10 protein-coding genes are annotated in these 22,312 nt (G+C 68.3%); 8 read left to right on the forward strand and 2 right to left on the reverse strand.

Annotation, left to right across the window (positions count from 1 at the left end):
- Positions 1-100: 100 nt before the first annotated feature.
- Positions 101-958, reverse strand: a complete 858-nt coding sequence (locus MED01_RS29270) for a YhjD/YihY/BrkB family envelope integrity protein (protein WP_238671712.1) — start codon at positions 956-958, stop codon at positions 101-103.
- Between the two features lie 51 nt (positions 959-1,009).
- On the opposite strand from MED01_RS29270, the gene MED01_RS29275 reads away from it, so the two are divergent.
- The gene (locus MED01_RS29275; RefSeq protein ID WP_238671713.1) at positions 1,010-1,561 is read left to right on the forward strand and encodes a GNAT family N-acetyltransferase; all 552 of its coding nucleotides are present in this window, start codon (positions 1,010-1,012) and stop codon (positions 1,559-1,561) included.
- Between the two features lie 451 nt (positions 1,562-2,012).
- Positions 2,013-5,987 carry a CARDB domain-containing protein gene (locus tag MED01_RS29280; RefSeq protein WP_238671714.1) on the forward strand — a complete coding sequence of 1,325 codons (3,975 nt, stop codon included), beginning with the start codon at positions 2,013-2,015 and terminating at the stop codon, positions 5,985-5,987.
- Positions 5,988-6,182: 195 nt separating this feature from the next.
- On the opposite strand, the gene MED01_RS29285 is transcribed toward MED01_RS29280, so the two are convergent.
- Positions 6,183-9,296 carry a DNRLRE domain-containing protein gene (locus tag MED01_RS29285; RefSeq protein WP_238671715.1) on the reverse strand — a complete coding sequence of 1,038 codons (3,114 nt, stop codon included), beginning with the start codon at positions 9,294-9,296 and terminating at the stop codon, positions 6,183-6,185.
- Positions 9,297-9,741: 445 nt separating this feature from the next.
- Here MED01_RS29285 and MED01_RS29290 point away from each other — a divergent pair, with 445 nt between their 5' ends.
- The 6 genes from MED01_RS29290 to ispG all read left to right on the forward strand — a co-directional run bounded on the left by MED01_RS29290 (position 9,742) and on the right by ispG (position 22,247).
- On the forward strand, positions 9,742-17,538 hold the full coding sequence (locus MED01_RS29290) for a ricin-type beta-trefoil lectin domain protein (protein WP_238671716.1): 7,797 nt from the start codon (positions 9,742-9,744) through the stop codon (positions 17,536-17,538).
- Between the two features lie 10 nt (positions 17,539-17,548).
- Positions 17,549-18,121 carry a hypothetical protein gene (locus MED01_RS29295; RefSeq protein ID WP_238671717.1) on the forward strand — a complete coding sequence of 191 codons (573 nt, stop codon included), beginning with the start codon at positions 17,549-17,551 and terminating at the stop codon, positions 18,119-18,121.
- Between the two features lie 84 nt (positions 18,122-18,205).
- Positions 18,206-18,514: a hypothetical protein gene (locus tag MED01_RS29300; RefSeq protein ID WP_238671718.1), complete on the forward strand. Its 309-nt coding sequence runs from the start codon at positions 18,206-18,208 to the stop codon at positions 18,512-18,514.
- Positions 18,515-18,603: 89 nt separating this feature from the next.
- Entirely contained in the window at positions 18,604-19,815 is a 1,212-nt protein-coding gene (gene dxr / locus MED01_RS29305; protein WP_238671719.1) for a 1-deoxy-D-xylulose-5-phosphate reductoisomerase, read from the forward strand.
- Positions 19,815-21,065 (forward strand): M50 family metallopeptidase, encoded by a 1,251-nt coding sequence (locus MED01_RS29310; RefSeq protein WP_238671720.1) that lies wholly within the window; start codon positions 19,815-19,817, stop codon positions 21,063-21,065. The genes dxr and MED01_RS29310 overlap by 1 nt, the downstream gene beginning before the upstream one ends.
- Before the next feature lie 9 nt (positions 21,066-21,074).
- Positions 21,075-22,247 carry a flavodoxin-dependent (E)-4-hydroxy-3-methylbut-2-enyl-diphosphate synthase gene (gene ispG, locus MED01_RS29315; protein ID WP_112588507.1) on the forward strand — a complete coding sequence of 391 codons (1,173 nt, stop codon included), beginning with the start codon at positions 21,075-21,077 and terminating at the stop codon, positions 22,245-22,247.
- Positions 22,248-22,312 lie beyond the last annotated feature (65 nt).

Genomic DNA, 22,312 nt, shown 5'->3' on the forward strand with positions numbered 1-22,312 from the left:
CCGCCACCCGCCGCCCCCACCCACCCTCCCCTCCCCCCGCCCCAGCCCGCGTTGATCATGAAGTTATTGCCCGGACACGCCGAGTCGGGTGGCAACAACTTCATGATCGACCAGGCTCAGGGGAGGGGTGGGTGGGGCGGTTGGTGCGCCAGTTGGAGAGGGCCAGGGTGGCGGAGTAGCCGGCCAGGACGATCACATGGAACAGGTAGAGCCAGAGGAGGACCGCCACGCCGGCGCCGATGTCGTCGAAGCCGCCGAAGGGCACTCCGAGGTCCAGCGGGAGCGAGGCGAAGAGCACGAAGCCGTGCAGGAATCCGGAGAGGTTCGCCGCGGTGAAAGACCCGACCCCGAGGGTGGAGAGCCAGTCCGGTGAGGCCGGCCCGACGACCCGGAACACCCACACCAGCACCGGCGTGAGCACCAGCCAGACCGCCAGGAACGACAGCACCACGCCGAGTACACCGAGCCAACCGCCCTGGCGTACGAGGCGGGTGGTGAGCGGGAGCGCCAACAGGATCGACAGCAGCAGCGCGGGGGCCGGCGCGAGCAGCGGCATCAGCAGGAGCCGGCCCCGCCAGCCGACAAGGTGCTCGTCGGTGCGGGGCGCGGCCACCGAGACGAACGCTCTGCGCAGGCCCTCGCCATACAGTGAGGCGGGCAGCAGGGAGGCCAGCGCCAGCAGCGGCGTCAACCCCACCCCGGCGTCGACCAGTGCCTCCACCGCCCGGGGCGCGCCGATCGCGGTGGGCAGGGCCTCCACGGCGTACGAGGTCAGCCGGCGTACCCGGTCGGCCCCGGCCACCAGCGCGGTGAGCCAGATCGCCAGCAGGGCGACCGGCACCACGGCGATCGCCCCGTAGAAGGTGATCGCGGCGGCGTGCAACGACAGGTCCCGTCCGCGCACCGGACGGAACGCGGCTGTGGTGATCCGTTTCGCGCGCTGCCATCCGTTGCCCATCGGGTTCTCCTTCCCCGTCGTCGAGGCCGTCACTCCTTAAGATCGCCGGTCATGACTGTTCTCACTACCGAACGCCTGATCCTGCGCGACTGGACCGACGATCCGGCCGATCTGGCCCGGATCTACGACATCTACTCGCGTCCCGAGGTCAGTCGATATCTGGGTGTGGCGTCGGGTCTGCCGATGACCAACCCCGCCCAGGCCGTCGAGCGGCTGCGGAGCTGGCAGGAGCGGCACGCCGACGACGGCGGCCGGTACGGCACCTGGGCGATCGAGGTACGCGAGACGGGTCAGGTGGTGGGCACCGTGTTGCTCAAGCCGTTGCCGGGGCGCGACGAGTCGCGCCGAACCGACGACATCGAGGTGGGCTGGCACCTGCACCCGGACGCGTGGGGTCACGGCTACGCCACCGAGGCGGCCCGCGCGGTGGTGGCCCGGGAGTTCGCCGCCGGCACCCGGGAGATCTACGCGGTCGTGTCGCCGAGCAACGAACCGTCGATGGCTGTCGCTCGGCGGCTGGGCATGGGGCATGTCGGTCAGCGCACCGACTGGTACGGCGGGGAGCTGCTGGAGACCTTCGTGCTGACGGCGCCAGATGTCTGATCGTTCCCGTACGACCTGACGCAAGATCCTGCGCAACTCCGGGGAAGGTGTGGCCTCCAGTGGTCGGGGGCGACACCTTCCCCGAATTTGTGGGCCCGGTCGGTGCGGGCGGCAGCCGTCGGGGGGAGGGAAGTCCGTCAATAGTGACTGCTGTCGAAGTGTTGACGCTCCGGTAGCACGTCAGTAACCTTTGGCCAAAGTAATGCAAGATTTCGACAAAGGCATGCACGATTCTGTGCATGCTCCCGGAAGATTCAACGGGCCTCCTCAGGAGGCCCGTTGATGGTCGTACCCATCTGGTGTTTCCAGGACGAGCGCCGCCCCCGCGCCGCCCGATGCCATCCCGTCTCTCTCGACACCGGCCCTCTCGCGTCGGCCGGCGCTGCACCGCCGCACCCCCACCCCGTGGTCCAGCCACCGCGGCAACCGTCCCCCGACGACAAGGACAGTGATGAGACGAACGAATCTGTTCAGGATGGTGGCGGCCACGGCCGCCGCCGCGCTGATCGCGACGGCCGGGGCGACCGCCCTCGCTGGCCCGGCCGCCGCCGCCCGACCGGTCGACCCGGCTGCCGCACCGAGCACCGGCTTCGCGCCGGCGGCCACCAACCTCGCCCAGGGCCGTCCCACCCAGGAGAGCGGCCACGCCGACGTCTACGACTCGTCGAAGGTCGTCGACGGCAACGCGGGCAGCTACTGGGAGAGCGTCAACAACGCCTTCCCGCAGTGGGTGCAGGTCGATCTCGGCTCATCGCAGAGCGTCAACCAGGTCGTCCTGAAGCTGCCGACCTCCGGTTGGGGCACCCGGACGCAGACGCTGAGCGTGCGAGGCAGCACCAACGGTTCGTCCTTCACCGACCTGGTCGGGTCGCAGACCTACACCTTCAACCCGGCGAGCGGCAGCACCGCCACGATCAACTTCAGCTCGACCTCCACCCGCTACGTCCGGATCACCATCACCGCCAACAGCGGCTGGCCGGCCGGGCAGCTCTCCGAGCTGGAGGTGTACGGCAGCGGCGGCACCACCCCCGACACCACAGCGCCGAGCGTTCCCGGCAACCTCTCCTACACCCAGTCGGGCACCACCATCAGCCTCAACTGGGTCGCGTCGACCGACAACGCGGGCGGCAGCGGCATCGCCGGCTACGACGTCTACCGCAACGGCGCGTTCCTCCAGTCCGTCGGCAACGTGACCACCTTCAACGACACCCAGCCGGCGACTGCCACCGTGTCGTACCACGTCCGGGCCCGCGACGGCGCCGGCAACCTGTCCGGCAACAGCAACACGGTGACCCGGACCGGCAGCGGTGACACCACAGCGCCGAGCGTCCCGGGGACCCTGTCGCAGAGCACGTCGGGCAGCACAATCACGCTGACCTGGGGTGCCTCCACCGACTCCGGTGGCAGTGGGCTCGCCGGCTACAACGTCTACCGGGGCGGCAGCCTGATCGCCACGTTGGGCACCGTCCTCACCTACCAGGACACCCAGCCGGTGACGGCTACCGTGTCGTACTTCGTCCGTGCTCGCGACGGCGCCGGCAACCTCTCCGGCAACAGCAACACCGTCACCCGGACCGGCAGCAACCCGCCGGCCTGCACCAACGTGGCGCAGGGCAAGAGCATGACGGCGAGCGGCTCCACCTTCAGCTTCACCCCGGACAAGGCCAACGACGGGCAGCTCAGCACCTACTGGGAGGGGGCGGCGAGCTACCCGCAGAACCTGACAGTGGCGCTGGGCGCGAACCACTCCATCTCCGGTGTCACAGTGAAGCTCAACCCGGACCCGGCCTGGGGCACCCGTACCCAGACCATCCAGGTCCTCGGTCGCGACCAGGCGTCGTCGACGTACACCAGTCTGGTGTCGGCGGCGGCCTACCAGTTCACCCAGGGCACCAACCTGGTGACCATCCCGGTCAGCGCCACCACAGCTGACGTGCAGTTGCGGTTCACCGGCAACACCGGTGCCCCGTCCGGCCAGGTGGCCGAGCTTGAGGTGTGCGGCACCCCGGCACCCAACCCGGATCTGGTCGTCAGCTCCGTGACCTGGTCCCCCACGTCGCCCAGCGAGGTCTCAGCGGTCACCCTCTCGGCCGTGGTGCAGAACATCGGGTCGGCCGCCGCGGGCGCGACCACTGTGAACTTCAGCCTGGCCGGCGCGGTCGTCGGCAGCGCCACCGTGGGCACGCTCGCCACGGGCGCCTCCACCACGGTGTCGTTCAACGCCGGCACGCGGCCGATGGGCAGCTACGCCGTCTCGGCGGTGGTCGACCCGGCGAACACGATCGTCGAGCAGAACAACGGCAACAACAGCTTCACCGCGGCGTCGCCGCTGGTGGTGACGCAGGCCCCGGGCCCTGACCTCCAGGTGCTCAGCATCGCCTCGAACCCGCCGAACCCGGCCGTCGGGGCGGCCGTCACCTTCACCGTGACGGTTCGCAACCGGGGCACCACAGCTACCGGCGCGACAACTGTCACCCGGCTGGTGGCGGGCAGCACCACCCTCAACACCAGCACCGCCTCGATCGCCGCCGGCGCGACGGTCACAGTGCCCGTCAGCGGTAGCTGGACCGCCACCAGCGGGGGCGCCACCCTCACCGCCACCGCCGACGCCACCAACCTGGTCACCGAGACCAACGAGACAAACAACGCGTTCAGCCAGTCGATAGTGGTCGGTCGCGGGGCCGCCGTCCCGTACGTCTCCTACGAGGCGGAGGCCGGCCGTTACCAGGGCACGCTGCTGGAGGCCGACCCGCTGCGTACCTTCGGGCACACCAACTTCGCCAGCGAGTCCTCGGGTCGCAAGTCGGTACGACTCACCAGCACCGGCCAGTTCGTCGAGTTCACCTCGGCCAACCAGGCCAACTCCATAGTGGTGCGCAACTCCATCCCGGACGCGCCCGGTGGTGGCGGCATCGAGGCGACCATCAGCCTCTACGTCAACGACGTCTTCTCCCGGAAGTTGACGCTGTCGTCGAAGCACAGCTGGCTCTACGGCAACACCGACGGGCCGGAGGCGCTGACCAACACCCCGCAGGCCGACGCCCGGCGGCTCTTCGACGAGTCGAACGCGCTGCTGGCCCAGTCGTATCCGGCCGGCACCCGGTTCAAGTTGCAGCGCGACTCGGGTGACACCGCCTCCTTCTACGTCATCGACATGATCGATCTGGAGCAGGTCGCGCCGGCGGCGAGCCAACCGGCCGGCTGCACCTCGATCACCTCGTACGGCGCGGTCCCCAACGACGGGCTCGACGACACCGCCGCCATCCAACGGGCGGTGACCGACGACGACCAGAACGGCGTCATCAGCTGCGTCTGGATCCCCGCCGGGCAGTGGCGGCAGGAGCAGAAGATCCTGACCGACGACCCGCTGAACCGGGGTACGCACAACCAGGTCGGCATCAGCAACGTCACGATCCGGGGCGCCGGCATGTGGCACTCGCAGCTCTACACGCTGACCGAACCGCAGAACGTGGTGGGCGGCATCAACCACCCGCACGAGGGCAACTTCGGCTTCGACATCGACAAGAACACCCAGATCTCCGACATCGCCATCTTCGGCTCGGGCCGGATCCGCGGCGGTGACGGCAACGCCGAGGGTGGCGTCGGTCTGAACGGTCGCTTCGGCACCGGCACGAAGATCAGCAACGTCTGGATCGAGCACGCCAACGTGGGCGTCTGGGTGGGGCGCGACTACGACAACATCCCCGACCTGTGGGGGCCGGCCGACGGGCTGGACTTCTCCGGCATGCGGATCCGCAACACGTACGCCGACGGCATCAACTTCAGCAACGGCACGCGTAACTCGCGGGTGTTCAACTCGTCCTTCCGCACCACCGGTGACGACGCGCTCGCCGTCTGGGCCAACCCGTACGTCAAGGACCGCAACGTCGACATCGCCCACGACAACCACTTCGTCAACAACACCATCCAGCTGCCCTGGCGGGCCAACGGCATCGCCATCTACGGCGGCTACGACAACTCGATCGAGAACAACCTGATCTACGACACGGCCAACTACCCGGGCATCATGCTGGCGACCGACCACGACCCGCTGCCGTTCTCCGGCACGACGCTGATCGCCAACAACGGGCTCTACCGCACCGGCGGCGCCTTCTGGAACGAGGACCAGGAGTTCGGTGCCATCACGATCTTCCCGGCCACCAGGGACATCGTCGGGGTCACGATCCGCGACACCGACATCATCGATTCCACGTACGACGGCATCCAGTTCAAGAACGGTGGCGGCAACATACCGAACCTTGCGGTCACCAACGTGCGGATCGACAGGTCCGTCAACGGTGCCGGCATCCTCGCGATGAGCGGTGCGCGCGGCAACGCCAACCTGACCAACGTGACAATCACCAACTCGGCCGACGGCAACATCGTCATCCAGCCGGGCTCGCAGTTCGTCATCAACGGCGGCTAGCCCTCCGCTTGATCACACGGTTCCAGTCAAGTCGGGGTGTCCGTATCTGCGGACACCCCGACTTTCGTGCTGGGCACCGCTGCGCAAGGTCTGTCGTGGGCATCGGGCCGGCAGCCCCCGCACCGCCGAGCCGAAAGCACAGGGCCTGAGTAGACAGCTACTCAGGCCCTGTGCGTGTCGCTCAACGAGAGTGGGTCAGCCGAACGATTTGACCCCGCGCCAGTCGTCACCCAGGACGACCTTCACCTGCCCACCGGTGCTGGTGGTGGAAGGGTGATAGATCCGCATCATGCCGTCGGTGCCGGACCGGGTCCAGAAGTCGGGAACCCGGTCTCCGCTGACGTCCGGAATGCTGATCATGGCGCTGATGTTGGCCTCGGACCATCCCGTCCCGTACGAGACGTCTCCGCTGCGCGAGCCGGCGGCCGACTTGAGCGAATCAAGGTTCACGCTGCCCGGGAGCGAGCCGGGCTTGCCGTGCCGGACGTACATGTTGCCGTTGTCCAGGTTGCGCCAGAGCATGTCCGGCGTGCCGTCCAGATCGATGTCCGCCACGTTGACGACTTCGCGTCGGGCCCAGGCGGTGCCCTCCATCAGGGTCGCCTCCTGGAAGCTGCCACCCGTGTAGCCGCTCAGCGCCCAGAAGGCGGGCCCGGCCCGCAGAATCAGGTCCGGGAGCTTGTCGCCGGTGATGTCACCGACGGCCTTGATCTGGGTCCAGGTGTCCGGCGAGGGCACCGCGGTTCCGCCGACACCGGTGGCCGGGAGGATGACCCGCAGCCGACGTTCGACGTCGAAGGTGCCATACCCGTCGCCCGGGTAGAGCCAGAAGCCGCCGTCCGGGGTACGGGCGAACATGTCGGTCGTGCCGTCGCCGGGATAGGTGTCGGTGTGCTTGGTGAGCAGGGCCGCCCTGCCCGTGTTCGGGTCGAACCAGTGACCCGTCGGGTTGAGCTTGCCGTCGCTGTAGGAGCCGACGAGCCAGGCGTACAGCTCGCCGCCCGTGTCACCGGCGTAGTTGCGCAGGTTGCCCGACGAGTCCACCAGGAGCAGGTCGGGAATCCCGTCACCGCCCGTGTCGCCAGGCCCGTCGGCGGTCGAGCGTGGCGGCAGGTAGAACGTGTAATCGGTGCGGGCGCTGCGGTTGCCGACCGAGTCGTACGCGTACACGTGCAGGGTGGTGGGGCCGGCGTGCCGGGGTGCCAGGTTGGGCACTGTGGCTTTGCCGCTGGTCGCTGCCACGGTCACGGCGCCGATGCTCTCGAAAGAGTAGGTGAAACTCGTGGCGCCGGAGGCGGTGAACGTGATGGGACCGGTCTCGCCGAACTTGATCGTGGCCCACGTCGCGCCGTCGGGGGTGGCCTGCTTGAAGACGTCGCTGGCGACGTCCGGTGCCGGGGGTGCGGAGGCGTCGATGGTGAGGCGGCACGGCTCGTTGCCGGGTGGGAAGAACGAGGACGTGGCGCCCACCGCGTCCTCGGCGCTCACCTCCCACGAGTAGATCGCCTTGTCCTCCAGGTTGCCGGAGGGGATCGTCAGTGTGGCCTTGCCGTCGACAGTGGCGGTGACGACGGTGCCCGCCGGGGTGGTGGTGCCGTTCTTCCAGAAGCGGAAGCGCAGGCTCTTGAGGTTGCCGTCACCATCCGAGGCGGACGCGGAAAGGACGATGTTGGTCTTCGCCACCGTTACGCCTCCGCCCGGGCCGGGCACGCAACTACCGCCGGGTGAGGTGGTGCCGCCCGTCGGCTCGTTGGGCGGCCGGTTGTAGGTGACGGTCAGCTCGGCGGAGGTGACCTTGAACTTGCGCCAGGTCAGCGTGTCGGACTCGCTGCTGGCGCGCATGCCGAGGGTGAGGTTCGGCCAGCCGCCGTTGGCGGCGTCCTGGGCGCCCTTCTTCACGTCGAAGCTCACGTAGTCGTCGGCGCAGTTGCTGCCGTACCCGTAGGCGAAAGACCGTCGGGACTGTTCCTCTGCCCATGCCGGCTGCTTGTTCCAGGTGCTGCCGCTGGAGATGGAACCGGTGCGCCAGAGCTGCATCTCGCGGGCGGAGCAGTTCCACGAGTGGTTGTTCAGCACCTTGAAGCTCGCCGAGGTGACAGTTGCACCCTTGATCGAGGCGTTGTAACCCATCCGCCAGAACGAGCGGGCTCGCAGCGGCGTGTCCTCCTCGTAGCCCACCCGGGCGTCAGTGGTTCCGGAGTTGAAGTTGGTGCCGTTGTAGGTGTTGGTGTTGGGGTGCTGTGAATAGACGGTGGCCCAGGCCTGTTTGCCGCTGGTGAGGGTCGGGTCCAGGAATACGGGGAAGAGCACGTCCGGGCCGGTGAGCAGCCCGGTGGCGGCGGCGTCGAGGTGCAGTCGGACGTCGCCGGTGCCGTCGCCGTCGAGCCGGGTGGGGATCTGGGCCTCGCGTGCACCCGGCTCACTGCCGACGAGGCCGGACAACTTCAGCACGTCGGCGGACGTGGCCACGGAGGTGCGGGGGGCGCTGTCGGGCGCCTCCGGGTCGCGTCCGGCGGAGTCCCAGGCGAACGGGCTGGGGATCGAGCTGACCTCCTCGCCGCTGACCTTGTCGAGGGCGAGGACGCCGCCGGTTGTCGCGTCGCGGCGGAAGACGACCGTCTGGGACCGCAGACCGTAGGTCAGGGAGCTGACGGCCTGGATCGTGGCGGCTGCTCGGTTCTTGACGATCAGCAGTTGTCCGACACCGCCGTCGTCACGGGCGACGACGAGCAGGTCGACTCCGGGGTGGACCTCGGGGTAGAGGGCGCGCGGGCCGTCGAGCACCGGCTTCGGCAGTCGGCCGGGCCAGGTGTACGCGATGGTGTGGCCCTCGACGTCCATTTCGGTCAGTACGGTCGGGGTACCGTCCGGCTGACCAGGGTCGCTGCCGCCGGAGAACCGCACCGGCGTGACGGCGTTGACGGGTCGGATGTCCAGCCCGCTGGCGGTGCTTCCGCCGCGGGTCAGCGTGTTGTCGACCGCCACCCACTGGCCGGCGGCGTTCTTCGACCGCTGGGGGATGGCGTGGACAGTGGTGCGTAAGTGCCCGTTCGGCATGGCCCAGGTGAGCGAGGTGGCGCTGGTGGCCGTATCCACCAGCACGTCCGTGCCGGTCCGCCGGGCGTCGGTCATCGCGGTCGCCTCGTCGCGCGGGGCGACCGGCACCGGCGCGAGGGCCGTGTCGCGCGGTTGGTCGGTCCACCGCAATGGCAGTGGGGTCGCGACAAGTGCGGCCAGCAGGACGCCCAGGGTGAGAGTCAGCCTGAAGCGCGTACGCACAAGTGGGCTGAGCAGGCGAGGCACGGTCACGGCGCTTCTACTCCCGTGGGGGCCGACAACAGGGGGATGGCACAACAAGCAGCCCCGTTCGGCGGGCCGCGGGGCAAAACGCGAGCACACGATCGCACGACGTGAGTCTTTTTCGTCCGCCCGGGCAACGTTATTGATCCGTTACAAAAAACTGGGAAGTCGCCAGGGGTTCACGCGTAATTCGATCTTGTGTACGTTTTGCCAGCCTGATTCAGGGATATTTGGGCGCATTTTCCCGCACGCCCGATTGTTGCCATCCGCAACCAGCTCATCACCAATGGCGGCGTGACCCAGATCACCGATGGCCGATCCGGTGACGATCGGCTGGCCTTGAGTAGTGACTCCGTCTACCGCAGAGTGCTCACGCACGTGCCGATCCGGCACGTGCTTTTCGCGGTCTTCCGCGCCTCCTCGTTCGTTTTGCGCCTGGGTGGAGTCGACACGTATGCGTGGTATCGGGTTGCTGTCCCGGCGGTGGCATGGCCGACGGACCTCGACGGAGCCGCTTCGCCCTCGGGGGCACCGCGCCCGTACGGCGATGGTGCTGTTCCTGTCCACGACACTCGTCGCGACGTCCGTGCCCGCGCCGGCGTGGGCGGTGCCGGGCGCCGGCATGAGCCGCGAGGACACCCAGGTCCAGTTGCCGGACGTCCCGAAGACCAAGCAGGTCCTGCAGAACCAGGAAGCCGACTCGGACCTGCTGACCGCCGACGAGGTGCCGGTCGTTCCGTACGCGCCCAAGTCCGTCGCGCCGTGGCAGCAGGACAGTGGCGCCGTGGACCTGACCGGCGTCGAGGCCGGCGCGACCAAGCAGGTCGACGACCTGCCGGTCGCCCTCGGCGTACCGGCGGGTGGTGACCCGGCTGCCCTCGCCGGGACCTGGACCGTCGATCTCGCCGCACCCGAGGCGTCCCAGGCGGCCAGCGTGTCGGGCCTGATCATGAAGATCACCCCGCCGGCCACCGCCGACCCGGCCGCCGAGGTCGCTCTCGACGTCAACTACACGGACTTCGCCGACCTGTACGGCCCGCAGGCGGCCGACCGCTTCGGCGTCATGCTGTTGCCCGACTGCGTCTTCGACGCCCCCGACAGCGGAGACTGCGCCACCGGCGACAGCGGGACGATGTGGGCAGCACCCGGTGCGACGAGTGCCCAGGCGGTGTCCAGCGAGGTGAAGCTGGTGCCCACCAAGCGGGCGTCGGCACGCGTCGCGGCCACCGCGGACGAGCCGACGCAGCGGGTCGTCACGGGCAAGGTGCCCGTCGGCGCGTTGCTCGGCGCACAGGGTGCGGCGGGCGCACGCGCCGCCGCGGCGGAAAGCTCAAGCGTCGTCGGCGTGCTGGACACCGGCGCGTCGGCGGCCGGCGACTTCACCGCCACTCCGCTGCTCTCCTCGGGCTCCTGGGCCGCAGGTTCGTCCTCTGGCGCGTTCACCTACTCGTACCAGGTACAGACGCCCGAGACGGCCGCCGGCCTGATGCCGAAGGTGTCGCTGTCGTACTCCTCGCAGTCGGTGGACGGCCGCACCTCCGCCAGCAACAACCAGTCCTCCTGGATCGGTGACGGCTGGGACTACAGCGCGGGGGCGATCACCCGCAGCTACGCCAGCTGCCGCGAGGACTCGAAGAAGCCGGGTGCGAACAACTCCTCGCACCGCACCGCCGACCTCTGCTGGGGCTCGAAGAACGCCACCCTGTCACTTGCCGGCATGACGACCGAGCTGGTCTGGGACGAGGGCAGGGACGCCTGGTTCACTGCCAACGGCGATGGTTCCAAGGTCCAGTTGGTGCAGGACACCAGCCTGGCGAACGGTGACGCCGACGGCGAGTACTGGATCGTCACGACCCGCGACGGCACCCGCTACCACTTCGGCCGCAACCGGCTTCCGGGCTGGTCCGACCGGGGCAGCGCGGCGGACGATCCGGTCACCAACTCGGTACTCACCGTTCCGGTGTACAGCAACCACGCGAACGAGCCCTGCTACAAGGCGGGCAACTGGGCCGGCTCGGTCTGCACCGAGGCATGGCGGTGGTCCCTCGACTACGTCGAGGACATCCACGGCAACGCCATGAGCCTGTGGTGGGAACGCGAGACGAACCACTACGCCCGGAACTTCAACTTCAAGGACCCGGTCAGCTACGACCGCGGCGGCTACCTGACCCGCATCGACTACGGGCAGCGCAAGGACAATCTCTTCTCCGAGGCGCCGCTGGCGCGAATCGCCTTCAGCGTCGCGGAACGCTGCTTCGCCGAGGGATCCCTCACCTGCACCGACGGCAACTTCGCCAGCACCAACCCCGACAAGTACCGAATCTGGTACGACACTCCGGCGGACCTGCGGTGCGCCGCCGACCAGAAGTGTTGGAACGCCTCGCCGTCCTTCTTCACCCGCAAGCGCCTCGACAAGATCACCACTTCGGCGCAGCGGACGTCGGCCAAGACCCTCCAACTCGTGGACGAGTACCAGCTCAAGCAGTCGTTCCCGATCCTCAAGACCGGCCCCAACACCGCGCTCTGGCTGGAGTCCATCACCCGTACCGGACACGGCCGAAGCGGCGACAAGATCGCGCTCAACGCGGTGCGCTTCGAGTCCAACACCGAGGAGATGCCGAACCGCGTCAAGCGGGACAACCGCCCCGGCTTCTCCCGCCTGCGCATCGCTCGGGTCATCAACGAGTACGGCGGCGAGACCGTCATCAACTACAAGGCGCCGGTGGGTGACTGCAAGGACGGCACCGGCCTGCCCGGCAAGGGCGACACCGCCGAGCTGAAGGCCAACGACCGGCTGTGCTACCCCGCCTTCTGGCACCCCGACCCGGCGGTCGAGGAGATCGACTGGTTCCAGAAGTACGTCGTCGACAGCGTCGAGGAACTCCCCAACCTGGACGGCGCGTACACCACCATCACCGGGTACGCGTACGAGAAGCCGGCATGGCGGCTCGCCGAGCAGGAATTCACCAAGAAGTCCACCCGCACGTACTCCCAGTTCGCCGGCGTCGAGAAGGTCACCGTCATCACCGGTGCCGACGACCCCGACATCGGCAGCAAGCGGAGCAAGTCCGTCACCCGGTACTTCCGGGGCCTGGGCGACACCGTCTCGGTGAAGGACTCCACCGGCTCCGAGATCGCCAGGGACCACGAGGCGTTCGCCGGCCGGGTCGCCGAGGAGTTGACGTACGCCGACGCCGCCGACGCCGACGCCGCCGACGCCGACGGCGACTGGCTCACCCGCAGCGTGACGTTCCCCGCCGCGCAGGAACTCGCGACGCGCTCACGCGACGACGGCCTGAGCCCCCTGCAGGCATGGCGGGTCACCGAGCCCCGGCAGGCTTCGTACACCAGGTCCTCCGGCACCGGTGACGACACTCGCACCCTGCGCACCGTCGAGACGAAGACCACCCACGAGGCGACTCACGGCCTGCCCACGTACATCGAGTCCCTCGGTGACACCGGCAAGACCGGCGACGAGTCCTGCACCTTCATGGAGTACCTGCACCGCGACGACAAGAACCTCATCGGGTTGACCAAGCAGATCCGCACCAGCCCGACGACCTGCGCCGCGGCCAACTTCGACGACCTGAAGACGCTGAGCTCCGCGGGCCGGGTCGCCTACGACGGGCAGGCGTACGACGTCGCGCTCGGCGCCTCGACCCGCGGGCTGGCGAGCCAGACCTGGTCGTTGAAGGGCGACGGTTCCGGCTTCCAGAACGACGGCACCACGGGCTTCGACGCCACTGGTCGCGTCGTCAGCAGCACCGACCCGGACGGCAAGACCTCCAAGATCACTTACACTCCGGCCACCGGCCAGGCCACCAGCGTCACCGAGGAGAACTCGCTCGGGCACAGGCAGGTCCGGGAGTTGGATCCGGGCCGCGCCGTCACGGTCAAGACCACCGACCTGAACGACCGGGTCAGTGAGGCGAAGTACGACGCGCTGGGCCGCCTCGTCGAGGCGTGGGGACCTGGACGCACCCCGTCGTCCACGTCCGTACCGGACTTCCGGGCCCAGTACACAGTGCCCGCCGGGAAGCCGCCGTACATCACCACCTTCAGCCGGGGGCACGAGAACCGCATCCAGACCTCCGTCGCCATCTACGACGGCCTGGGCCGCGAACGGCAGACCCAGGAGGAGGCCACCGGCGGCGGCCGGCTGATCACCGACACCCACTACAACAGCTCCGGCGAGGTGTGGCGGACCAACAACGCCTACCTCGCCAAGGGAGCGCCGAACGGCCAGCTGTTCACGCCGTACGTTGACCCCGACAACCCGGCACCCGTACCCAATGCCACCCTCTACACCTACGACGGCCTCGGCCGGGTGACCCAGGAGCTGCCGGTACTGGCCGAGGTCGAGCAGCCGGCCCGGGCCACCCGCTACGCGTACGGCGCCGACCACTCCACGGTGATCAACCCGGCGGGTGCGACCTCCTACCGGCTGTTCACCGACGCCCTGGGCCGGACCACCCGCGTCGACACCTTCACCAACAGCGCCCGCACCGAGTTCACCACGATGCGCTACCAGCACGACGCGCGTGGCCAACTCGCGCAGGCCAGCCACTCCGCGAGCCCGACCCGCCCGTGGACCTGGACCTACGACCAGCGCGGCCGGATGGAGACCTCCACCGACCCGGACTCCGGCACCAGCCGGATGACGTACGACCACCGGGATCGGCAACTGACCTCGACCAACGCTCGCGGCATCACGGTCTGGAACGGGTACGACCAGCTGTCCCGCCCGACGTCTCAGCGGCTCGGCAGCAGCACCGGCACGCTCCTGGGTGAGTTCACCTACGACACCGTCGCCGGTGGCAAGGGCCTGCCGGCCAGCGCCACCCGCTACACCGACGGTCTGCCGTACACCCAGACGGTCGGCGGTTACAGCAGCGACTACCAGCCCACGTCGACGACGCTCACGCTGCCGCAGACCGTCGCCAACACGTGGGGCCTGCGGACCTCCTACACCTACGAGTACAACTACACCGACACCGGTCTGCCCGAGTCGACCACACTCCCCGCCGTCGGCAGTCTCCCGTCCGAGAAGCTTCTCGTCCGCTACACCAAGGACGGTCTGCCCCTCTCGGTGTCCGGTAAGGACTGGTACGGCGCGGAGACCGTCTACTCGCCGTACGGGCAGGTGCTGCGGTCCACCCTCGGCGCCCAGCCGTACCGGGTCTGGACGATGGCCTCGTACGACGACGCCAGCGGTGCCCTCAACAGCCAGCAGGTCTACCGCGAGCAGACCGGCGACAAGAGCATCGTCGGCGGGAACCTCGTCTCGAACCGCTCCTACAACTACGACGACGCGGGCAACATCCTCGCGATCCGCGAGCAGGCGACCGGCATCGAGGAACGGCAGTGCTTCCAGTACTCGCTCGGCCGGGTGAAGACGGCCTGGACCGCCAAGAACCAGGCGCAGTGCTCCCCGGGCCCGATCAACACGGACGGCACCCTCAACGTCGCGATCGGCACCGACAAGTCCGGCTACTGGCAGGAGTACGAGTACGACCTGCTCGGTAACCGCACCAAGCTGGTGGAGAAGGACCTGACCGGCGCCACCGCGAAGGACGCCACCAGCACGTACACCTATGGCAAGGCCGACGGCAGCCAGCCGCGGACCCTCACCAAGGTGACCAAGAACTACGTCACCCCGGCCGGTGCCGCGGTCACCGCGGCGGCCGAGCGGCTGTACGAGCTGACCGGCGAGACGAAGTCCGTCACCTCCATCCAGAACGGCGACCAGCAGACGCTGTCCTGGACCTACGACGGCCAGATCGACCGGATCGCCGGTGCGGGCACCAAGGGCAAGAGCCCGTACGTCGGTCTGGCCAGCAAGTGCCTCGACCTCACCAACGGACTCGCCACCCCCAACCAGCCCCTCATGCTCTACCCGTGCAACGAGTCGCCCGCCCAGAAGTTCGCGTTCGCTGCTACCCCGAACCAGAGCAACGCCAACCTGGGCACGCTGGCCGCGTACGACAACTGGTGTGTCCAGCCGGCCGCCAACACCGCAGGCTCGGTCCTCGCGGTGCAGACCTGCAACAGTTCGGTGGGCCAGCAGCTGGAACGCCTGTCGACCGGCCAGCTCAAGCACACCGCGTCTGGACTGTGCGTCGCCGTCAAGGACGCGGCGACCGCCGATGGCACGCCGATCGTGTTGGCCACGTGTGCCAATGTGCCCGCCCAGCAGTGGGAGGCGCAGGACGAGACCCGGCACATCTACGGGCCGGGCGGCACCCGTCTCCTGACGATCCAGCAGCGCCAGGCGACCCTGAACCTGGGCGACGCGCAGCTCACCGTTCAGCCGGGCGGGGTGCAGATCTCCGTCCAGCGCTCGTACGCCGCGCCGGGTGGCACAGTGGTCCGCTACGCGAACCGCGCTGTCTCCGGCTCCAACCTGCTGGCCCTCGCCGGCGACCACCAGGGCAGCACGTACGCCGAGATCGGCATGCACGACACGGCGATGCCGGTGCGGATCCGCAAGCAGGACCCGTTCGGCAACCAGCGTGGCACCACCCCGCTCAGCGTCAACATGCAAAGCAACACCGGCTTCCTCGGTGCGGTCCGCGACGACGCCTCCGGTTACACCCCGCTCGGCGCGCGTCTGTACGACCCGACAGTGGGACGGTTCCTCTCCGCGGACCCGGTCCTGGACCTGAACGACCCGGCCCAGTCCAACGGGTACGCGTACGCCCACAACAACCCGGTCACCCACTCGGACGCGTCGGGTCTGTCGGTGGCGCTGACCGCGTCGGAGACGGCTGCGGCGCTGGCCGGCGCGGGCCTGTCGGCGGCGATGGTCTCCCAGGCGCAGGCGAACATGGGCCGGTCGCTGATGTCGGTGATCCTCGATTCGGCCTGGTACATGCTGAAGGACTTCATCGGGATCAACGACGCCATCAACTGCTTCGGCGGTGACATGTGGGCGTGCGGCAGCCTGATCATCGGCGCGATCCCCTGGGGCAAGATCGGCAAGATCCCGGCCGTGATCAGGGCGATCGACCGGACGATCGCGGCAATCCAGGCGTGGAAGGCCGCGAAACGGGCGGCTGAGGCTGTCCTGGCGGCCGTCCGAGCGGCGGAGACAGCGGCGCTGAACGCCAAGAAGTTGGCGATCGAGCGGGCGAAGAAGGCCGCGCAGGCAGCCAAGAAGAAGGCCGCCGACAAGGTCAGCACGACGAGCAACAAGGCGACGAACGCCTCGAAGAAGACGGGCAACCCGGCGCAGAAACAGGCCCAGGCCAAGAGCAACCCGAAGGGATCGTCGGCCAAATCGAGCGGTGCTGGGAAGTCCAGTGCCGGCAAGGGCGACTCCAAGCCCGGCGGAAAAGCAGGTGCCTCGGAACGTAGTAACGGCGGCTCCAGCGGCGGCTCCTGCAAGACTTCTGGAAACAGCTTCGTACCCGGTACCAAGGTGCTCATGGCCGACGGGTCGGCCAAGCCGGTCGAGGACGTCAAGCCGGGCGACAAGGTCCAGGTGACTGATCCGGAGACGGGTCGGGTCGAGGTGGAGACGGTCGCCGCCTCGATCAAGGGTGAGGGTGTCAAACACCTGGTGAAGGTCACCATTGACACCGACGGTGAGCAGGGTTCGGACACGGCCGAGGTCACCGCGACCGACGGGCACCCGTTCTGGGTGCCGGAGCTGAACGAGTGGGTCGACGCCACCGACCTGCGATCCGGCCAGATGCTGCGAACCAGCGCCGGAACCCTCGTGCAGATCACGGCGATCGAGCGCTGGAGCACCGCGTCGGCCACCGTCCACAACCTCACCGTCGCCAACACCCACACGTACTACGTGCTCGCCGGGACCATGCCGGTCCTGGTTCACAACTGTGGCACCTCAGGCGACGAAGACCCGGCCGCGCTGCAGGGTAGGGTCAGTGCCCTCACCGAACAGATGGGAGCCGGAGCCGGGTTCCGGACTGTAGGCGGCTTGCACGTCGTCGAAGGTGTGGACCTCTTCGCGGTTGGGGCGAGATCCAACATTTCCAATCGTCAGATCGATTTACTTGATGATGCAGATGAAGCGTTCCGTATCTACCCAGGACTGCCTCGAGTGAGCGACAACCCTCACCTGCTGGGCCGTAATCATGCAGAAGGGAAGCTGTTGACTGAGGCGATGAATCTGGGAGTCGAGCCGAAGCTTCTGATTGCCAGTCGCGACTTCTGTGATGATTACTGTGCGCCGCTGATCGAACGGCTTGGCGGGCGCATTGTGACCCCCACTCGAGCTAGGTGGTGAAGGAACGATCGTGAGGGATGCTATGTCTATACCTAACGAAGAGCTCCTTGTTTCTGTGGCGGCTGCTACAAGGGTCACATCTCTGCTTCCCATTTTTCTTGAGCGTTTGGACAGGCCATTCGCCACTGACACCCTTGACCCTAAGCAAGGGGTGGAATTGAGATGGCGCGAGTTGACAGGGTTTGCGCAGTCCGATGCACTAGAAATGCACCTGAAGGACAGTTTCCAGCTGTTCACCGAACGCATTCGAGCGTCGAGTCGCCCCGGGTTTCAGGCAGCAGCGGCGGCCATCGATGTAATTTCAACCCTCCTTGATCGATCGGTTGACGATGTCGAACGGTGTTGCACGATTGCCGGCCAGGCGTTGCGGATTGCAATGGAGATGGATCGAGCCTCTGCGCCTTTGCCTGATTCCCAACAATCTTGGGCCGCATTTGAGCTCCGCGCTCAAGCGCATGTCTTTGATCTTGTGGCAGGGTCGACCGCAGGCTTCAGCCCTCAATTCATTGACAACGTGCGAGAGGAGGCGGGAATGCAGTCCATGTTTTACCGCAATGGCATGAAGGCTCTTGGAATCCGCTGAAATCTGCCGATGGTGGCGATCCTTGGGCCATGGACAGGAAAGCTGGCCAGACTGTCGATTAGCGGGTCTCACGGCGCAAGTCACGTGATCGACAGGCTTCGCGAGTACGCCGCGGTCGGGGTGCCGTTCTTTCTCCGGGTCGTTCTGCGTAACCGCGTGCCGACCATGGCCCTGTTCGAGCTGTCCGACGGCGAGTACCGGCCGTTGGCCGCCGCTGCGGCGGGGAGCACCTTCGCGATGCGGGAGCCCTTCGAGTTCTCCATCGACCCGGCCGAGTTGCTGGACGAGAGGAGTCGGGCGAGGAGGGCTGAGTCACCCCTTGATCGACACGAGGTCGGCGAGGTGGGGGTATCGGGGAGCGGTGTTACCGCCAGATCGGCGATGTGGTGTTGATCAAGGGCGGGAGCGAGGGCGGGCGGCAGCGGCGGGGGTGGGCTGAGGCTCCCAGCGGGCGTGCGGCGGGGGTGGGGGAGAATGGGCCTGTGACTTCCCCCCGCGACCTTGTTCTGCTCGGGTCCACCGGCTCGATCGGCACGCAGGCCATCGACATCGTCCGGCGCAACCCGGACCGGTTCCGGGTGGTCGCCGTGGGTGCCGGCGGCGGAAATGTCGAGCTGCTCGCCACCCAGGCCCTGGAGTTGGGCGTCGAGGCGGTCGGGGTGGCCAAGGCGTCCGCCGCGCAGGACCTGCAACTCGCGTTCTACGCCGAGGCGAGCCGGCGCGGGTGGGCCACCGGCGACTTCAAGCTTCCCAAGATCGTGGCCGGCCCGGACGCCATGACCGAGCTGGCCCAGTGGCCGTGCGACGTCGTGCTCAACGGGGTGGTCGGCTCGCTGGGCCTCGCTCCTACGCTGGCCGCGCTGCGCGGTGGTCGTACCCTCGCGCTTGCCAACAAGGAGTCGCTGGTGGCCGGCGGCCCGCTGGTCAAGGCCGCTGTGACGCGGCCGGGGCAGATCGTGCCGGTCGACTCGGAGCATTCGGCGCTGGCCCAGTGTCTGCGCTCCGGTTCGCGCGGCGAGGTGCGGCGGCTGATCGTCACGGCCAGCGGCGGCCCGTTCCGGGGTCGGCGGCGCGACGAGTTGACGCAGGTCACACCCGAGCAGGCGCTCGCGCACCCGACCTGGAACATGGGGCCGGTCGTCACGATCAACTCGGCGACCATGGTCAACAAGGCGCTTGAGGTGATCGAGGCGCACGAGCTGTTCGACGTGCCCTACGCCGACATCGCCGTGATGGTGCACCCGCAGTCGGTGATCCACTCGATGGTCGAGTTCGTCGACGGGTCGACGATCGCCCAGGCCAGCCCACCGGACATGCGGCTGCCGATCGCGCTCGGTATCGGCTGGCCGGACCGGGTGCCCGAGGCCGCCTCCGCCGTCGACTGGACGGCCGCGCACACCTGGGAGTTCGCGCCGCTCGACGACGAGGCGTTCCCGGCCGTCGCCCTGGCCAAGGCCGCCGGGGAGACCGGGCGGTGCCGGCCGGCGATCTACAACGCGGCGAACGAGGAGTGCGTGGCCGCGTTCGTGGCGGGCCGACTGCCGTTCCTCGGCATCGTCGACACCCTCGAACGGGTGTTGGAGGAGGCTCCGGACTTCGACGAACCAGGTACCGTCGAGGACGTGCTCGCGGCCGAGTCGTGGGCACGCGCGCACGCGCAGGAGATCATCGCGGGTTCGGTGGAAGGAGCTTGATGTCGTACCTGCTCGGGGTGGTCCTCTTCGCCCTGGCCATTCTCATCTCGGTGAGTCTGCACGAGGCGGGGCATCTGCTGACCGCCAAGATGTTCGGGATGAAGGTCACCAAGTACTTCGTCGGTTTCGGCCCCACCATCTGGTCGTTCAAGCGCGGCGAGACCGAGTACGGCCTCAAGGGCATCCCTCTCGGCGGCTTCTGCAAGATCGTCGGGATGACGCCGCAGGACGACGACGTCGAGCCGGGCGACGAGTCGCGGGTGATGTGGCGCTACCCGGTCTGGAAGCGGACGATCGTGATGGCCGCCGGGTCGATCACGCACTTCGCGCTCGCCCTGGTCACGATCTGGATCCTCGCCGTCTCCGCCGGCCTGCCCAACCCCGACTTCCCGACCACGGACGCGCAGGCCCGCCAGGAGCCCGCCGTCATCCGGCTCAGTGAGTGCGTGGTGCCGGAAAACTCGCTGCGAGCATGCACGCCCGCCGACGCGGCCAGCCCGGCCGCCCAGGCGCAGTTGAAGAACGGCGACCGGATCACCTCGGTCAACGGCGCCCAGATCAACTCATACGGTGACCTGCTCACCACGCTGCGCGGGCTCAAGCCGGGCGACACCGCGCAGATCGCGTACGTCCGCGACGGGCAGCCGGGCACCACCAGCACCGTGCTCGCGCAGACCCAGCGTCCGCCGCTGAACGACCCCAACGGTGCCGCCGCGCCGGTGGCCGCGCTCGGCGTCGGGCTCGTCCCCAGCACGCCCACCCGCGTGACGTACGGCCCGGTCGGCGCCTTCGGCGCCACCGCCGACTTCACCGGCGACCTGGCTGTCGGCACCGCCCAGGCGCTCCAGCGCCTCCCGCAGAAGGTCCCTGCCCTGTGGACCGCCCTCACCGGCGGCGAGCGGGACGTCGACACCCCGATCAGCGTGGTCGGCGCCAGCCGACTCGGCGGGGAAGCGGTGGAGAACAACGCCTGGCTGGTCTTCTTCATGCTCTTCGTGTCGCTGAACTTCTTCATCGGCGTGTTCAACCTGCTGCCGCTGCTCCCGGTGGACGGCGGCCACATCGCCATCGCCTGGTTCGAACGGGCCCGCTCCTGGGTCTACGCGCGGATCGGCCGGACCGACCCCGGTCGGGTGGACTACCTCAAACTGATGCCCTTCACGTACGTGGTGATCCTGATCGGTGGCGCGTTCACGCTGCTGACCATCGCCGCGGACGTCGTCAACCCCATCACGCTCTTCTCAAGGTGAGTGCCTGAAGTGACAGCTATCAGTCTCGGTATGCCCGCCGTGCCGCCCCCGCCGCTCGCTCCCCGTCGGGCCAGCCGCCAGATCATGGTCGGTTCGGTTCCGGTCGGTGGTGGTGCGCCGGTCTCCGTGCAGTCGATGACCACGACCCTCACCTCCGACATCAACGCGACCCTTCAGCAGATCGCCGAGCTGACCGCGTCCGGCTGCCAGATCGTCCGGGTGGCGGTGCCGTCCCAGGACGACGTCGAGGCGCTGCCCGCGATCGCCAAGAAGTCGCAGATCCCGGTGATCGCCGACATCCACTTCCAGCCCAAGTACGTCTTCGCCGCGATCGACGCCGGCTGCGCTGCGGTCCGGGTCAACCCGGGCAACATCCGGCAGTTCGACGACAAGGTCAAGGAGATCGCCCGCGCCGCGGGGGCGGCGGGGGTGCCGATCCGGATCGGCGTCAACGCCGGGTCGCTGGACAAGCGCCTGCTGAGCAAGTACGGCAAGGCCACCGCCGAAGCGCTTGTCGAGTCGGCGCTGTGGGAGTGCTCGCTCTTCGAGGAGCACGGCTTCCGCGACATCAAGATCTCGGTCAAGCACAACGACCCGGTCGTGATGATCCGGGCGTACCGGCAGCTCGCCGAGCAGTGCGACTACCCGCTGCACCTCGGCGTCACCGAGGCCGGCCCGGCGTTCCAGGGCACCATCAAGTCGGCGGTCGCCTTCGGCGCGCTGCTGGCCGAGGGGATCGGCGACACGATCCGGGTGTCGCTGTCCGCCCCGCCGGTCGAGGAGATCAAGGTCGGCAACCAGATCCTGGAGTCCCTCGGTCTGCGCGAGCGGGGCCTGGAGATCGTCTCGTGCCCGTCGTGCGGCCGGGCCCAGGTGGACGTCTACAAGCTCGCCGAGGAGGTCACCGCCGGCCTGGAAGGGCTGCCGGTGCCGCTGCGGGTCGCCGTCATGGGCTGCGTGGTGAACGGTCCGGGCGAGGCCCGGGAAGCTGACCTCGGCGTCGCCTCCGGCAACGGCAAGGGCCAGATCTTCGTCAAGGGGCAGGTCGTCAAGACGGTGCCCGAGGCGCAGATCGTGGAGACGCTGATCGAGGAGGCGCTGCGGATCGCCGACGAGATGGGCGCCGAGCTCCCCGAGGAGCTGCGCGGGCTGGTCACCGGCCCGACCGTCACCGTGCACTGATTTTCCATCTGGAAAAGCGGCCGTTCCCCGCGCGGGGAACGGCCGCTCTGCGTTTGTGCTGATCG

The sequence above is a fragment of the Micromonospora alfalfae genome (assembly GCF_022230925.1).
Classification (GTDB): domain Bacteria; phylum Actinomycetota; class Actinomycetes; order Mycobacteriales; family Micromonosporaceae; genus Micromonospora; species Micromonospora alfalfae.

Coding starts and splice junctions, on each gene's coding strand:
- MED01_RS29270 (WP_238671712.1), bottom strand. CDS start 958: ATGGGCAACGGATGGCAGCGCGCGAAACGGATCACCACAGCCGCGTTC.
- MED01_RS29310 (WP_238671720.1), top strand. CDS start 19,815: ATGTCGTACCTGCTCGGGGTGGTCCTCTTCGCCCTGGCCATTCTCATC.
- MED01_RS29280 (WP_238671714.1), top strand. CDS start 2,013: ATGAGACGAACGAATCTGTTCAGGATGGTGGCGGCCACGGCCGCCGCC.
- MED01_RS29275 (WP_238671713.1), top strand. CDS start 1,010: ATGACTGTTCTCACTACCGAACGCCTGATCCTGCGCGACTGGACCGAC.
- MED01_RS29290 (WP_238671716.1), top strand. CDS start 9,742: ATGCGTGGTATCGGGTTGCTGTCCCGGCGGTGGCATGGCCGACGGACC.